This window comes from Actinopolyspora sabaoui, from assembly GCF_051225635.1.
Classification (GTDB): Bacteria; Actinomycetota; Actinomycetes; order Mycobacteriales; family Pseudonocardiaceae; genus Actinopolyspora.
This window is the reverse complement of sequence record NZ_JBMIHH010000006.1, coordinates 38,217-52,284: the sequence shown is the minus strand read 5'-3', so window position 1 is coordinate 52,284 and position 14,068 is coordinate 38,217. Positions and strand designations below refer to the sequence as shown.

General features: G+C 68.7%; 14 protein-coding genes. 9 read left to right on the top strand and 5 right to left on the bottom strand.

Going from position 1 to position 14,068, the window contains the following annotated elements; genetic code table 11:
- Window positions 1–7 precede the first annotated feature (7 nt).
- Entirely contained in the window at window positions 8–1,444 is a 1,437-nt protein-coding gene (locus ACOQFL_RS12660) for an MFS transporter (RefSeq protein WP_435544345.1), read from the bottom strand.
- A gap of 300 nt (window positions 1,445–1,744) precedes the next feature.
- Between ACOQFL_RS12660 and ACOQFL_RS12655 the strand changes: the two genes are divergently transcribed.
- Window positions 1,745–2,506 carry an SDR family NAD(P)-dependent oxidoreductase gene (locus ACOQFL_RS12655; protein ID WP_435544344.1) on the top strand — a complete coding sequence of 254 codons (762 nt, stop codon included), beginning with the start codon at window positions 1,745–1,747 and terminating at the stop codon, window positions 2,504–2,506.
- Between the two features lie 132 nt (window positions 2,507–2,638).
- Here the strand turns inward: ACOQFL_RS12655 and ACOQFL_RS12650 are convergent, their stop codons facing one another.
- Window positions 2,639–4,081 (bottom strand): GNAT family N-acetyltransferase, encoded by a 1,443-nt coding sequence (locus ACOQFL_RS12650; protein ID WP_435544343.1) that lies wholly within the window; start codon window positions 4,079–4,081, stop codon window positions 2,639–2,641.
- Window positions 4,082–4,264: 183 nt separating this feature from the next.
- Window positions 4,265–4,639, bottom strand: a complete 375-nt coding sequence (locus tag ACOQFL_RS12645; RefSeq protein ID WP_435544342.1) for a VOC family protein — start codon at window positions 4,637–4,639, stop codon at window positions 4,265–4,267.
- A gap of 267 nt (window positions 4,640–4,906) precedes the next feature.
- On the opposite strand from ACOQFL_RS12645, the gene ACOQFL_RS12640 reads away from it, so the two are divergent.
- From ACOQFL_RS12640 to ACOQFL_RS12630, 3 genes are all read left to right on the top strand, one after another.
- Complete coding sequence (locus ACOQFL_RS12640) at window positions 4,907–5,683, top strand: LamB/YcsF family protein (RefSeq protein ID WP_435544341.1); 777 nt, start codon at window positions 4,907–4,909, stop codon at window positions 5,681–5,683.
- Between the two features lie 139 nt (window positions 5,684–5,822).
- Window positions 5,823–6,494 (top strand): 5-oxoprolinase subunit B family protein, encoded by a 672-nt coding sequence (locus tag ACOQFL_RS12635; protein ID WP_435544340.1) that lies wholly within the window; start codon window positions 5,823–5,825, stop codon window positions 6,492–6,494.
- A complete protein-coding gene (locus ACOQFL_RS12630; RefSeq protein ID WP_435544339.1) occupies window positions 6,491–7,417 on the top strand; it encodes a 5-oxoprolinase subunit C family protein in 927 nt (308 codons plus the stop codon). The genes ACOQFL_RS12635 and ACOQFL_RS12630 overlap by 4 nt, the downstream gene beginning before the upstream one ends.
- Before the next feature lie 167 nt (window positions 7,418–7,584).
- Here ACOQFL_RS12630 and ACOQFL_RS12625 read toward each other — a convergent pair whose 3' ends face one another.
- Together ACOQFL_RS12625 and ACOQFL_RS12620 are read right to left on the bottom strand one after the other, a co-directional pair.
- Window positions 7,585–7,794, bottom strand: a complete 210-nt coding sequence (locus ACOQFL_RS12625; protein ID WP_435544338.1) for a DUF2188 domain-containing protein — start codon at window positions 7,792–7,794, stop codon at window positions 7,585–7,587.
- A gap of 226 nt (window positions 7,795–8,020) precedes the next feature.
- Window positions 8,021–9,013: an aldo/keto reductase gene (locus tag ACOQFL_RS12620; protein ID WP_435544337.1), complete on the bottom strand. Its 993-nt coding sequence runs from the start codon at window positions 9,011–9,013 to the stop codon at window positions 8,021–8,023.
- 310 nt (window positions 9,014–9,323) lie between these two features.
- Here ACOQFL_RS12620 and ACOQFL_RS12615 point away from each other — a divergent pair, with 310 nt between their 5' ends.
- From ACOQFL_RS12615 to ACOQFL_RS12595, 5 genes are all read left to right on the top strand, one after another.
- Entirely contained in the window at window positions 9,324–9,479 is a 156-nt protein-coding gene (locus ACOQFL_RS12615; RefSeq protein ID WP_435544336.1) for a hypothetical protein, read from the top strand.
- A 134-nt stretch (window positions 9,480–9,613) separates the two neighbouring features.
- Entirely contained in the window at window positions 9,614–9,961 is a 348-nt protein-coding gene (locus tag ACOQFL_RS12610) for an Rv0250c family protein (protein WP_435544335.1), read from the top strand.
- A 131-nt stretch (window positions 9,962–10,092) separates the two neighbouring features.
- Entirely contained in the window at window positions 10,093–10,887 is a 795-nt protein-coding gene (gene sdhC / locus ACOQFL_RS12605; RefSeq protein WP_435544334.1) for a succinate dehydrogenase subunit SdhC, read from the top strand.
- Between the two features lie 83 nt (window positions 10,888–10,970).
- Window positions 10,971–12,863, top strand: coding sequence for a fumarate reductase/succinate dehydrogenase flavoprotein subunit (locus ACOQFL_RS12600; RefSeq protein ID WP_435544333.1), 1,893 nt, complete (start codon window positions 10,971–10,973; stop codon window positions 12,861–12,863).
- Between the two features lie 305 nt (window positions 12,864–13,168).
- The gene (locus ACOQFL_RS12595) at window positions 13,169–13,927 is read left to right on the top strand and encodes a succinate dehydrogenase/fumarate reductase iron-sulfur subunit (RefSeq protein WP_435544332.1); all 759 of its coding nucleotides are present in this window, start codon (window positions 13,169–13,171) and stop codon (window positions 13,925–13,927) included.
- The last annotated feature ends 141 nt before the right edge of the window (window positions 13,928–14,068 follow it).

Below are 14,068 nucleotides of genomic sequence, written 5' to 3'. Positions count from 1 at the left end.
CGCGACCTCAGGGCGCGCGAAGTGTCCACAGTGCCAGCACCGTCGTGCCCAGCAGGACCACCGCCGAGGTGTCGAACGCGAGTGAGTACCCGGACGTCTCGGCGATACGCGGTGCGGTCCCCGCGACGAGCAGCGATTCGGTGTGCGCGGTGGCCAGCGAGACCAACAGTGCCAACCCGGCCGTCGGACCGGTCTCCATGGCGGTGTTGACCAGGCTGCCCGCGAGACCCGCCCGCTCGTCGGCCCGCGTCGAGAAGATCCGCACCGTCGCCCCGGAGAACATCATGCTGATCCCGATCGGCAGGATCAGCAGTCCGGCCAGCAGTGCCCCCACGTACGGGCCGTCCGCCGTCGTGCTGCCGAGCAGTGCCGCTCCTCCGCAGGCGAGCAGCGAGCCGATGACCGCGACAGCACGCGGCCCGAACCAGCGGACCAACCGCGTCACGGTGAGTCCCGTGAGCAACAGCAGCAGGCTGAACGGCAGGAACGCGGCAGCTGTGCCGAGCGGAGACATGCCCTTCACCTGTTGGAAGTACAACGACAGCAGCATGAAAACGGTCGAGATCGTGGTAGCGCCGATCAGGATCACCCACAGGGCGCCGAGTCGGTGGGCGAGTCGCAGGAAGCGCAGCGGCAACAACGGGTCCGCCGCTTTCCGCTCCACGAGCACGAACGCCGCCAACAGCACCACACCCGCCGTGAGTGGACCGACCACCGGCGTCGAGAGCCAAGATCGTTCGGCCGCGTGGACCAGGCCGTAGCTGAGCGCGGTCAGTCCGCTGGTCGCCAGCACAGCGCCCTTGACGTCGAGCCCGCCCCGTACGGTCGTCCTCTCGGTGGGAAGTAACGAGCTCGTCAGCGCCAACACCAGCACGGCGGCTACCGCGGGTACCGCGAACACCCAGCGCCAGGACACCCAGCTGGAGATCACTCCGGAGGACAACATGCCCGCCGCCGCTCCGAGCGGGGAGAGTCCACCCCACACAGCCATGGCACGAGCGTGCCGAGCCGGTTCGGGGAACACGAGCCCTACCAGCGCCATAGCCGCCGGTGCCGCCAGCGCCGCCCCAGCCCCCTGCAGGAATCTGCTGATCGTCAGCGTCCAGAACCCGGGTGCGACACCGGCCGCGAGCGAGGCGGCACCGAACAGCACGAGTCCTGTACTGAAAAGTCGCCGACGACCGTAGAGATCCGCGGCCCGACCCCCCAACAGCAACAGACCGCTGAAGGACAACCCGTAGGCGGCGTTGACCAGGGTCAGGCGAGCCGCCGAAAGCCCCAGCTCCGTCTCGATTCGCGGCAACACCACCGCGAGCATGGTGATCGCCATGATGAGCACGAGCTGCGTGGCGGCCAGTAGTGAAAAGGCCGTTCGGGAACCCGGTGAACGGCGTTGCGTTCGGCTGCTCGCGGGCGCGTCCCCGTGCTCGGATCCGAGGGTCATCGAAAACTCCGAAAAATCGGAAGGTCGTTTCCGTGCGGATTGTGTGCACCTTTCCGAGGGGTTACAACCGAGCTTTCGTACTTTGTCATGTTCCGAAGGTTCCTGCTCGACATGACGAAGTGTGTAATGCGGGTTGCCGCTGATATCCGCTGTTTCGGAGGATGTGTGGCGGCTCCTCGGCGGATGCGTCAAACCGGATTTCGGGTTTTCGAGGGGCAGTTCCATCCGATTTCCGGAGAACGAGATGTCAGGTTTTCCGGTAGAGCGGGAAACAGCAGGTCGGAATCAGAGGAACGAATCATGACTTCGCGTTTCGAGGGCAAAGTGGTTTTCATCACCGGAGCCGGATCCGGTCTCGGCAGGAAGAGCGCTCTTTCTTTCGCCGCGGAAGGGGCGACGGTGGTCGCCGCCGGTCGTGACGGCGAGAAGATCGAGCGGACGGTGGACATGATCGAGGGGAACGGGGGAAAGGCCAGTGCGGTCGAGGTCGACGTCACCGATTCGGCATCGGTGAGCGACGGCGTGGAAACCACTGTGCTGCGCTACGGTTCACTGGACATCGCGCACAACAACGCGGGTGTTTTCCCGGTCCCGGGAGCCTTCGCCGACACGGCGGAAAGCACCTGGCACGCCGCGATCGCCGTCAACCTCACCGGTGTGGCGCTGTGCATGAAGCACGAGATCAACCACATGAGAGAGCACGGCGGCGGTGCCATCGTCAACGTCGGGTCGAACATCGGTGACCACGCCAGGTTCGGTGGGGTCGGTCCCTACGTGGCCTCCAAGGCCGGAGTCAGCAACATGAGCCGCTCCGCCGCGCGGGACCACATTCGGGAGGGTGTCCGGATCAACGTCGTCAGTCCCGGTGCTTCCGACACCGACATGACATTCCTGCCCGGTGAGTCGGAAGCGGACCGTTCGGCCAGGCTCACCGGTGGTATCCCGGCGGGCAGGTTGGCGGATCCCGACGAGATCGTATCGGCGGTGCTGTGGTTGGCCTCGGACGAGGCGAGTTTCGTGGTCGGTCACGACCTGGTCGTCGACGGTGGGGCCAGCGCCTGATCGAGCTGCTCCGGCAGGGCTGAGCCCGGGGTCTCCCGTCGCGCCGTGGGCGGGGGCCCCGACCCGCGTGGGGCTTCTTCACCGGGTGTCGCGGCGAGAGCGCACCACGCCAGGGGCAGCCGCTTCCGCGCGTCAGTGCGGGCTGGTCTCGGCAAGCGTGCGCCCGGCGGGGACCGTCGTGTTCGCTGCCCGGGCCGTGGTGCGTGTCCGCTCCGAGCTGTCCCGCAGCTCCAGCATCCAGGACCACTCGCCGGGTTCGTCCGCGCCGACGTGCTTGAACCCGGCCGAACGCAGCGTGCGCGCCATCGCGGTGTTGTCCAGCTGGGTCAGCGCGCTCACCCTGGCGAGGCCGAGCTCGCGGGCACGCGCCAGCAGTGCGTCCCGCAGCGTCGATCCCACACCCAGCCCCTGCCAGTCGTCGCGCACCAGCAGCGCCAACTCCCCGGTGGTGCCGTCGTGACCCAGATTGCCCATCGCCACCACCTCGCCGTCGGGCGAAGTGGCCAGCAGCGAGCTCCCCAACCGGGAACTACCGGACCGGGAATTCCCCGGCCCCGGAGCCAGCAACAGCTCCAGCTGCCGATCGGTGGGAATGCCCGCGACGAAGTAGCGCCGGTGCCTGCTCGCGTTCGAGCACCGCTCGTGCAACTCGCGCACCAGCGGCAGGTCGGTGCGATCGGTGTCGCGCACTGTGAACTCGGAGCCGTCGCGCGCCGTGTGCCGCGCCGTGGACTCACCCAGCCGCGCCATCCAGCTCGCCGCGAGCGCCGTCATCGCGCGGGCCCTGGCGAACTCGGCCGGAGTGAACTCCCCGGCCCTTCGACGCAGCAGCAGCACGCCACCACCGGGGTGCTCCAGGCAGATCGACTGCCCTCGCAGCTCGTCGGGGGCCATGCCGAGGCCCTCGGTCGAGGCCAGCCGGCGCACCTCGACATCACCCAGCAGCGGCCGCAGTGCACCGCGCGGGTCGGCGGTGCCCTCCACCAGTTCGGTGGCCAGCCGCAGCGCCCTGGTCGGTACGTCGTCCAGCTCGCGCGGGCCGGTGCGTTCGACGGTGACCTCGCGGCCCCCGGCGCTGGTCACCGCCTCGACGAGTTCGGCGTGCCCCAACTCGCCGGGCAGGTGCAGCAGGAACTCGTCCACCGCCGCGTCGGCGACCGGGTGCACCTGCATGGTCCGGATGTCACCGTCCAACCGGGCCAGTCGGCCGGCCAGTGCGGCCAGACCGCCGGGTTCGTCGCTGACCGAGGCGCGTACCCGCCACAGCTCCCGGTCCTCTCGCTCGCCGAGTTCCACTGTGGTGGGTTCGCCCGCGAACCGCCGATGCTCCGTTCTCCGGCCGCCGCGCCGGGCGAGCGCGGGCAGCATCCGGCCGATCGCACTCGCGCACAGCCACAACACACCCACGGCCACCAGGGGCCACGCGGCGAGCCGTTCCGCCCCCAGCTGGAACAGCACGAGCTGTATGACGCCGATCGCCACCGTGGCGGGGGCGAGCCACGCCGACGGACGCGCGGTGGTCCAGCGCTGGGGCACGGTTCCGTGGTCGATTGCCGCGGAGTCTCGCTCGGTCATGTTCGCCATGCTGGTCCAGGGGTGTTACCTCGGAGCCCGGCAGTGATGACGTGCGGGTTAAATCCGCCGTTCCCGCCTGTCGGACAGTCGAGCAGTGCCGGGACTCTCGGTTCTCGAAGGCATCTGATCTTTTCCGAGGCGTCGGATCGTGCCCCGGCGCCGGTGCGCTCGGGGCTCGGCGCCTCAGGAACCGGGGTTGACCACGCCGATCACGTGACCCTCCGGATCGGCGAACAGGCCGATCTCCAGCTGGTCCATCACCTTCTCCGGGCCCATTACCCGGCTTCCGCCGAGGTTCTCGGCCTGCGAGAGTGCCTGCTCGACGTCGTCCACCCCGACGTAGAACGTCACCATTCCCTCGTAGCCCTCCGGAACCGCCGCGATGCCGCCGCCGATGCCCACGGCCTCACCGTTGTCGTCGACCGTCTCGCGCTCGACGATGCCGTAGTCCATCTGGTTGTCCGCGTCGATCTTCCAGCCGAACAGCCGGGAGTAGTAGTCGCGGAGCTTCGCCGCGTCCTTGCCGAGCACCTCGAAGTGCACCACCGGGTTGCCCATGATTCGCTCCCTCCCCAGCGCACCGCGGGAATCCACTCGCACGGTGCGTGCCGAAAAGCACTCCTGTCCCGAGTAAAGAACCGTCCGGCACAGAGCCGCAAGCTCTCGGCGACATCGGTGACTTCGGTCCTTTCGTGCCAGGGCAGGAGGTCACTACGGCAGGTGGTGGTTCCCCACGACAGTTGTGTACGTGGTGTCGTGGCGAGCGAGCCCGGCGCGAGCTGACCCCCGTGATCACGCGCACCATCCCGTGAGAGGTTTCCCACCATGGACGTCAACGCGGATCTGGCCGAAGGGTTCGGGCGCTGGGAGCTGGGTGACGACACCGCGCTGCTGGACATCGTCAGCAGTGCCAACGTCGCCTGTGGCTTCCACGCGGGTGATCCGAGGACGCTGCGCACGGCCTGTTCCGGAGCCGCGATGCGCGGGGTCGCCGTGGGGGCTCAGGTCGGCTACCGGGATCTGGCCGGATTCGGCCGCCGGTTCATCGACATGGACCCCGCCGAGCTGGTCGACGAGGTGATCTACCAGATCGGCGCGCTCGACGCGCTGGCGAGGGTGGCGGGCACAGCGGTCACCTACGTCAAGCCGCACGGCGCGCTGTACAACACCATCGTCTCCCACACCGGCCAGGCCGAGGCCGTCGTGGAAGCGGTGCGCCGGTTCCGACCCGGTATGGCCGTGCTCGGGCTGCCCGGCTCGGAGTGGCTGCGGCTGGCCGCCGAGGCCGGGCTGAACACCCACCGGGAGGCCTTCGCCGATCGCGCCTACACCCCGGAGGGAACCCTCGTGCCACGTGGTCGTCCCGGCGCGGTGCTGCACGACCCCGAGTCGATAGCCGACCGCTGTCTGCGGATCGTCCGGGGACAGCCGATCGAGGCGGTGGACGGGAGCCCGCTGTCGCTGTCGCCCGACTCGATCTGCGTGCACGGTGACACCCCCGACGCGGTGGGCATCGCCCGCACTGTGCGGCGGAAACTGGCCGAGCAGGGGACGCCGATCGAGCCGTTCGCACCGCCGCCCCGATCGCTCGTGGCCGACTGAGAACTGTTTTCCGGTTCCGACAGCGCGGGGTGCTCGATGCGGGCTCACCAGAGTGGCTTGATGCTTTCGGCGTTCCCGGCGCCGAAACGAGCACCCGTGCACCTGGCCGAGTCCGGAACGAAGAATCAATGGAGGTGCGGTGCGGATCCTGCCTTGTGCGGACGCGGGCCTGCTGGTGGAACTGGACGAGCTGGAACAGGTGCTGGCGCTGCACGCCGCGCTGTCCGAACGAAGCCTGCCCGGAGTCCTCGACCTGGTTCCCGCGGCACGGACACTGCTCGTCTCGCTGGATCCCGAGTGCGCCGACCGGCGCGCGCTCGCCGAGGAGATCCGTCGAGTGCCACTGAGCGGAGCTCGGTCGACTGGAACCGGTTCGGCCGGAACTGGCTCGTCCGGAACTGGCTCGGCCAGGGGAGAACTCGCCGACCGCGGGCTGCTCACGGTGCCGGTGATCTACGACGGCGCCGACCTCGACGCGGTTGCCGAGCTGACCGGTCTCTCGCCCCGCGAAGTGGTGGACGCGCACACCGGAACCGAGTGGCTGGTGGCTTTCGGCGGATTCGCACCGGGGTTCGGCTATCTGGTGGGAGGTGACCCTCGGCTGGAAGTCCCGCGCCGTGCGGAGTCACGCACCGGGGTGCCCGCCGGTTCGGTCGGATTGGCGGGCAGGTTCAGCGGTGTCTACCCGAGAACGTCGCCGGGCGGTTGGCAACTGATCGGCCGCACCGAGCTGGAGATGTGGCGAACCGACCGTGATCCGCCCGCGCTGCTGCGTCCCGGCGTACGGGTGCGGTTCGAGGAGGTGTCATGAGCGAGCCGGACACCGGTACCGCCGGGATCGGTAAGGGGTCCCCGGGCGTCCGGCGAATGGAGGTGCTGCACCCGGGACCGCTGTCGACCGTGCAGGATCTCGGCCGCACCGGGCTCGCCGGGATGGGGGTCGGGGTCTCCGGGGCCGCCGACCGGAGTTCGCTGCGACTGGCGAACCGCCTCGTCGGCAACGCGGAGTCGGAAGCGGCCGTGGAGATCACGCTGGGCGGGCTGTGGCTACGCGCCCACGGCGTGCTCACCGTCGCGCTGACCGGCACCTCGTTTCCGGTCACGGTGGACGGCCGGGCGGCGGCGAGCAACACGGTGCTCACACTGCCGAACGGCTCGGTGCTGCGTATCGGGCAGTGCCGAACCGGGATGCGGGGGTATCTGGCGGTGCGCGGCGGTATCGACGTCCCGGCCGTGCTGGGGGCACGCGCCACCGACACGCTCGCCGGGCTGGGGCCGGAGCCGCTCGCGGCGGGCGCCGTGCTACCCGTCGGAAGAGCGTACGGCGAATTCCCGCGCGTGGACGCCGCGCCGGTCACCCCGCCGTCCGGCGGGGAACTGACACTGCCCGTGCTGCCCGGCCCGAGACGGGACTGGTTCACCGATTCGGCGTTGCGCGCTCTGCTCGGTGAGCCGTTCGAGGTCACCCGGGACAGCGACCGTGTCGGTATGCGGCTGTCCGGACCTCCGCTACCCCGGTACGAGACCGGCGAGCTCCCCAGCGAGGGGATGGTCAGCGGGGCGCTGCAGGTACCGCCCGCGGGGCAACCCACCCTGTTCCTGGCGGATCACCCGGTGACCGGGGGATACCCCGTGATCGCGGTCGTGCTGTCGGCGTACGTGGCCGTGGCGGCGCAGGCACGACCCGGCCAGCGGCTGCGTTTCCGTGCCGTGCGGGAGCCGTCGGAGTACTGATCGCGCGACGAGGTGGACCCGAAGCGGGGCCGAAGAGTGCCGAGCCGCTGCGGCTCGCCGGGTTCGCCGTGACCGGGTTCGCTGCGACCGCGTTGGTCGGGTTCGGACGACTTCGCGCGGCGGCCCGGCGATTCGCACCGGACCGCCGCGAGAGTCGTCGGGTTCGGTCAGCTCGACTGCACGGTTCGCCGGTCGCGGATCGATCCGTCGATGCCGTGGATGAGGATCTCGCCTCCGTCGGAGTTCTCCAGCTGCCTGCGTGCCTCGTCGATCGCGTCCGCCTGAGAGTTGGTGCTCGACTCGGTGGATCCGGTGGCCGCGCCGACCACCTTCCAGCCGCCGCCACCGCCTCCGGGAACGACGTGTCGCTGGCCCATGGTTACCTTTCCGGAAGGGGGGACGTCCTGTTCCGGCGTACCCGTGTCGGAACGCGCTCACACCACTCGGGTGATCCCTCCGAGCGGATCAACTCCGCCTCCGGTTCGTCAATGCCGCCATGCCGGAATGCCGTCACGCCGGTTCCCGGAACGGGAAGGAGGGGCTCCCCCGGTCGTTGGGGAAGGCCCACTCGTTGGGGAAGGCCTCTCTTCGGGGGAAACCTCGTCAGAGGTGCACCTTGTCCATCGCTCCCTCGCCGTAGCGTTCGCCCGCTGCCACGCCGCGCGGCGCCACCCGTTCGAGCGCCGCCAGGTCCTCGGCGGTGAGGGTGACGTCCACGGCGCCCACGTTCTCCTCGAGATACTTGCGCTTCTTGGTGCCGGGGATGGCCACGATGTCCTCACCCTGGGCCGTTACCCACGCCAGAGCCAACTGGGAGGCCGATACGCCCTTCCGCTGTGCCAGCTCGTGAACCCGATCGACCACGTCCAGGTTGCGCTGGAAGTTCTCTCCCTGGAAGCGCGGGGCGGTCCGCCGGTAGTCGTCGGCGGGAAGATCCTCGAACGAGCGGATCGCGCCGGAGAGGAACCCGCGCCCGAGCGGTGAGTAGGCCACGAAACCGATGCCCAGCTCGCGGCAGGTCGCCAGCACCCCGTTGTCCTCCGGATCGCGACTGAACAGCGAGTACTCGGTCTGCACCGCGCTGACCGGGTGGGTGGCGTGGGCCTTCCGGATCGTTTCCGGCGCGGCCTCCGAGATCCCCAGGTGGCGCACCTTGCCCTGCTGCACCAGCTCGGACAGCGCGCCCCAGGTCTCGGCGATCGGCACGTTCGGGTCCACGCGGTGCTGGTAGTACAGGTCGACGTGGTCGATCCCCAGCCGCCGCAGTGAGCCGTCGATGGCGGCACGCAGGTATTCCGGTCTGCCGTTGACCTCGCCCGTGAGTTCGCCGTTCTCGTCCACCTCGTTGCCGAACTTGGTGGCGAGCACCACCTCGTCCCGGCGGCCCGCCAGTGTTCGCCCCAGTAGCCGCTCGTTGCTCCAGGGCCCGTACATGTCGGCCGTGTCCAGGAAGTTCACCCCGAGCTCCAGTCCTCGCCGGATCGTGGCGGCCGATTCCTCGTCGTCCCGCCCCGAGTACCCGAAGGTCATTCCCATGCAGCCCAGGCCCTGTTCACTGACCCGCAGCCCCTGACTGCCGAGAGCGCGTTCCCGCATTCGCTCACTCCGTGTCGGTGAGTTGGATCGATTCCGCCCTCGAGTATGCCTCCGTGATCAGCGACCGGCAGTCTCGTGCCGGATATTCCCGCGTTCGCGTGGCGAGGAAATGGCAAGGGGAAGCGGCCTCCGGGAGTGGACAGGGGCTTCCCGGTTCCCCGGCGTGGGGTTTCCCGAGGGTGTTACACGAAGCGGTGATCTCCCGGCGTTGCGGCCTCCGCTGTCGGGCACCGCGTGCGAGGGTGGTCGCGATTCGCGGTCGTTCGAGACACGGAGGTCGGGAGTGGACCGGAGGAGCGTGCTCGTTCTGGTGACATTCGCGGCGATCGCGGTCGGCTATCTGGTGGTTCGCGACCCCGTCGGGGCCGCCGGCGCCGTACGGCAGGGATCGCTGGTGCTCTTCGACAGTGTCGCTTTCGTGTTCCGGTCGCTGGTCATCTTCGTACGGCACCTTTTCGGGGGTTAGTTGGCAGCCGACATCCCGAAGGAGGGAAATTCACGTCCATCGAATGCGTTTCGGATCACATGTGTCTCTTGTCACGTAGGCTTGGGTCGTGCAGAGTCTTCCGGTGACCGGATCGGGAACGCGAGGTGGTGCGAATGTCCTCGACAGCTGAACTGGGTGACGTGCTTCGTGCGCTGGCCCAGCTGCGTACCGGGGTCGACGAGCTCTACACCAGATACGGCGACGTCGCCGTGGTGCGGCGTATCGAGAACGACCTTCAGCGGCTGGAGATCGACGTCTCCGAGCTGTCGACCGCCGCCCCGGGACCACCGCGGCAGCGTTCCGGTGGTGCCGCCGCGAGCGCGCGCACCGGTGGCACGACCGCACACCGCGAGGTAGGGGAACACGACATCGTCGAGGTTCCCGACACCCCGTACGACCCCTCCTGGTGGCAGGGCGTGGACGACGAGGGAGTGGGAGGCCGGTCATCGCGCGAGGACTGATTCCGCCCACCCCCGGTCGGCACCGAACCCCTCCGGGGTCGCCCTCGAACCGGTGGGAACCGGACGGGACCCCCTGACTACCGGGCGAGCACCGCGACAACCATGATTCTCGCTACCACCAGAGGTCGAGCATGTCAGCTCCCACAACTTCATCGTCCCTCCGGCGCAGGCGCACGCTGCGAACCGATCGATGGTGGTTGCCGCCGCTGGGTACCGCGCTCGGCCTCGGGGCCTTCGTCGTCTACGGCCTGATACGGACCTTCATGAACCAGTGGTACTGGGTTCCCGAGTACCACTACCTCGCCCCGTTCTTCTCGCCCTGCCTCAGCGACGCCTGCGTGGCCGGGGCGAGCCACTTCGGAACGCCCTTCCCGGATCTGGCGCCGTGGATCCCCCCACCGGTGTTCGTGCTGCCGTTCGTGCTCGGCTTCCGACTGACCTGCTACTACTACCGGAAGGCCTACTACCGCTCCTTCTGGGCCGCGCCGCCCGCCTGCGCGGTGCCCGAACCCCACCGCCGCTACACCGGTGAGACTCGGTTCCCGTTGATCATGCAGAACGTGCACCGCTACTTCTTCTACGCCGCGTTGCTGGTGGCAGCGGTGCTGACCTACGACACCGTGATCGCCTTCCGCGGTCCCGACGGCGGCTTCGGTGTCGGGCTGGGAACGCTGCTCATGGTGGTCAACGTCGTGCTGCTGTGGGCCTACACGTTGTCCTGCCACTCCTGCAGGCACCTGATCGGCGGGCGCCTCAACCATTTCTCCCGCCACCCGGTGCGTTATCGGATGTGGACGCTGGTGAGCAGGATGAACGGCCACCACATGGGGCTCGCCTGGGCATCGCTGGTGTCGGTGGCACTGGTGGACCTCTACGTGATGCTCGTGGCCGCGGGCGCCTTCCCGGATCCGCGGCTGTTCAACTGACCCCGGCGCGCCGTGGCCGTGTGCGCACGCGGTTGTGCGGCAGCGCCGCGAAACCTTTTCGGACGAGAAATCGGAAACGTCACATGGCCGAGATCGAGAGTCACGACTACGACGTGATCGTCATCGGGGCGGGCGGTGCCGGCCTGCGTGCCGCCATCGAGGCCCGCTCGCGCGGGCTACGTACGGCGGTGCTGTGCAAGTCGCTGTTCGGCAAGGCACACACCGTCATGGCCGAGGGCGGCATCGCCGCCGCGATGGGCAACGTCAACTCGGGCGACAACTGGCAGGTGCACTTCCGCGACACCATGCGTGGCGGCAAGTTCCTGAACAACTGGCGCATGGCGGAACTGCACGCCACCGAGGCACCGCAGCGCGTCTGGGAGCTGGAGACCTACGGAGCCCTGTTCGACCGCACCGCCGACGGCCGGATCAGTCAGCGCAACTTCGGCGGGCACGAGTACCCCAGGCTCGCGCACGTGGGCGACCGCACCGGGCTGGAGCTGATCCGCACCCTGCAGCAGCAGGTGGTCTCGCTGCAGCAGTCCGATCACGCCGAACACGGCGACTACGAGGCCGGACTGCGGGTCTTCGCCGAATTCACGGTGACCGACCTGCTGCTGGACGGCGATCGCATCGCCGGGACGCTGGGGTACTGGCGGGAGAACGGTCGGTTCGTGCGGCTGCGGGCACCAGCGGTGGTACTGGCGACCGGCGGAATCGGCAAGTCCTTCAAAGTGACCTCCAATTCCTGGGAGTACACCGGCGACGGGCACGCCCTCGCGCTACGGGCGGGCGCCCGGCTGATCAACATGGAGTTCGTGCAGTTCCACCCCACCGGGATGGTCTGGCCGCCCAGCGTGAAGGGACTCCTGGTCACCGAGTCCGTGCGTGGCGACGGTGGTGTGCTGCGCGACGCCTCTGGAAGACGCTTCATGTTCGACTACATCCCCGAGGTCTTCAAGGACTCCTACGCCGACAGTCCGGAGGAGGCCGACCGGTGGTACTCCGACCCGGACAACAACCGCAGACCACCGGAACTGCTGCCGCGCGACGAAGTGGCGCGCGCGATCAACAGCGAGGTCAAGGAGGGCAGGGGAACCCCGCACGGTGGGGTCTACCTCGACGTGGCCAGCAGGCTCTCCGCGGAGGAGATCATGCGCAGGCTGCCCTCGATGCACCACCAGTTCAAGGAACTGGCCGATGTGGACATCACGAGTGAGCGCATGGAGGTCGGCCCCACCTGCCACTACGTGATGGGTGGCGTGGAGGTCGATCCCGACACCGCGGCTTCCTCGGTGCCCGGGCTGTTCGCCGCGGGAGAGGTGGCAGGCGGTATGCACGGTTCCAACCGGCTCGGGGGTAACTCGCTCTCCGACCTGCTGGTTTTCGGCAAGCGGGCCGGAGCGGGCGCCGCCGAGTACGTCGCCGCCGCGCGGCACGCTCGGCCCGACGTCTCGGAGGACGTGGTCAGCGAGGCGGTGAACTCGGCGCTCGCCCCGTTCGAGGTCACCGACGCGCGGGGTCAGGAGAACCCCTACGCGCTGCAGGCGGAGCTGCAGCAGGTGATGAACCGGCTGGTCGGCATCATCCGGGACGGGGGCGAGATGTGTGCCGCGCTGGAACAGCTCGCCGAGATCAAGCAGCGTGCCGCCCGGCTCGCCGTTCCGGAGGGCAACCGGCACTTCAATCCCGGCTGGCACCTGGCGCTGGACCTGCGCAACATGCTGGCCGTCAGCGAGTGCGTGGCCGCGGCGGCGCTGCGTCGTACCGAGAGCAGGGGCGGGCACACCCGCGACGACCACCCGGGCATGAACCCGAAGTGGCGCGGCACGCTGCTCGGCTGCGAGCTGCGGGAGGGTTCGATCGAGATCACCGAGCACGAGCAGCCGCCGATGCGCGAGGACCTGCTGCGGCTGTTCTCCCTCGAAGAGCTCGGCAAGTACTTCACCGAGGAGGAGCTGGCCGTTGTGTCCTAGCGGGAGTGTCGGCTCGGCTGTCGTGCGTGGTCGCTCGGCGGAACCTCCGGCAAGGCTCTCGCTCCGAGGAGGCCCGACATCGGGTAGCGACGTACACAACGTCGGGCCTTCCGCACGAGAGCCGCACCGGAGAACCCGCGGCTGTGCCGACGGCATGCACGGGTGTACGGCGCTATCGCGCCGTACAGGAACGACCGGATACCGCATTGACCGCGTATTCGGTTTCGACGAGCACTCCGCTGCTCGCGCCGGTTCGAGCGTGATGCGAGTGCGTGTCGGCGAGTGTCGTGGAAAGGACTGTGCTGATGGGATACCGGGCGCGACTGCGCGTGTGGCGCGGTGAGGCCGATTCCGGCGAGCTGCGGGACTACGAGGTCGATGCGGAGGAAGGCGAGGTGGTGCTCGACCTGCTGCACCGACTACAGGCCACCCAGTGTCCGGACCTGGCGGTGCGCTGGAACTGCAAGGCGGGCAAGTGCGGTTCCTGCTCGGCCGAGGTCAACGGCAGACCGCGGTTGACCTGCATGACCAGGCTGTCGTTGTTCGACACCGACGAGACCATCACGGTCACCCCGATGCGGGCCTTTCCGGTGATCAAGGATCTTGTCTGCGACGTCTCGTACAACTACGTCAAGGCACGCGAGGTGCCCGCCTTCAGCCCACCCGAGGGGCTGGAGCCGGGCGAGTACCGGATGCAGCAGCGGGACGTGGAGCGTTCCCAGGAGTTCCGCAAGTGCATCGAGTGCTTCCTGTGCCAGGACACCTGCCACGTGATCCGTGATCACTCGGAGAACAAGGAGGCGTTCTCCGGGCCGAGGTTCCTGATGCGGGTGGCCGAGCTGGAGATGCACCCGTTGGACTCCCACGAGGAAAAGGGTGGGGACCGACCGGAGGAGGCCAGGGGAGACCACGGACTCGGCTTCTGCAACATCACCAAGTGCTGCACCGAGGTCTGCCCGGAGCACATCGAGATCACCGACAACGCGCTCATCCCGCTCAAGGAACGCCTGGCCGACCGCCGGTACGACCCCCTCACCATGCTGTTCCGGCGTAAGCGTTCGTAGCACGCTTCGCGCCGCACGGTATCGGCTCGGTCGCCGTAGCTGGTCGCTTGGCGGAACCTCTCGCGGCGGTGCCGACTGCCGGGGTGGTCGGAGTGCGACTACTCCTCGGTGCTGATGGCCCGGCGATTTCGTGGGAAATTG

What these genes read in the sequence shown, in the direction of transcription:
- ACOQFL_RS12630 (WP_435544339.1), top strand. Translation starts at nt 6,491, where the DNA reads ATGAGCGAGCCGGACACCGGTACCGCCGGGATCGGTAAGGGGTCCCCG.
- ACOQFL_RS12595 (WP_435544332.1), top strand. Translation starts at nt 13,169, where the DNA reads ATGGGATACCGGGCGCGACTGCGCGTGTGGCGCGGTGAGGCCGATTCC.
- ACOQFL_RS12655 (WP_435544344.1), top strand. Translation starts at nt 1,745, where the DNA reads ATGACTTCGCGTTTCGAGGGCAAAGTGGTTTTCATCACCGGAGCCGGA.
- ACOQFL_RS12610 (WP_435544335.1), top strand. Translation starts at nt 9,614, where the DNA reads ATGTCCTCGACAGCTGAACTGGGTGACGTGCTTCGTGCGCTGGCCCAG.
- ACOQFL_RS12660 (WP_435544345.1), bottom strand. Translation starts at nt 1,444, where the DNA reads ATGACCCTCGGATCCGAGCACGGGGACGCGCCCGCGAGCAGCCGAACG.
- ACOQFL_RS12625 (WP_435544338.1), bottom strand. Translation starts at nt 7,794, where the DNA reads ATGGGCCAGCGACACGTCGTTCCCGGAGGCGGTGGCGGCGGCTGGAAG.
- ACOQFL_RS12600 (WP_435544333.1), top strand. Translation starts at nt 10,971, where the DNA reads ATGGCCGAGATCGAGAGTCACGACTACGACGTGATCGTCATCGGGGCG.
- ACOQFL_RS12645 (WP_435544342.1), bottom strand. Translation starts at nt 4,639, where the DNA reads ATGGGCAACCCGGTGGTGCACTTCGAGGTGCTCGGCAAGGACGCGGCG.
- ACOQFL_RS12650 (WP_435544343.1), bottom strand. Translation starts at nt 4,081, where the DNA reads ATGACCGAGCGAGACTCCGCGGCAATCGACCACGGAACCGTGCCCCAG.
- sdhC (WP_435544334.1), top strand. Translation starts at nt 10,093, where the DNA reads ATGTCAGCTCCCACAACTTCATCGTCCCTCCGGCGCAGGCGCACGCTG.
- ACOQFL_RS12620 (WP_435544337.1), bottom strand. Translation starts at nt 9,013, where the DNA reads ATGCGGGAACGCGCTCTCGGCAGTCAGGGGCTGCGGGTCAGTGAACAG.
- ACOQFL_RS12640 (WP_435544341.1), top strand. Translation starts at nt 4,907, where the DNA reads ATGGACGTCAACGCGGATCTGGCCGAAGGGTTCGGGCGCTGGGAGCTG.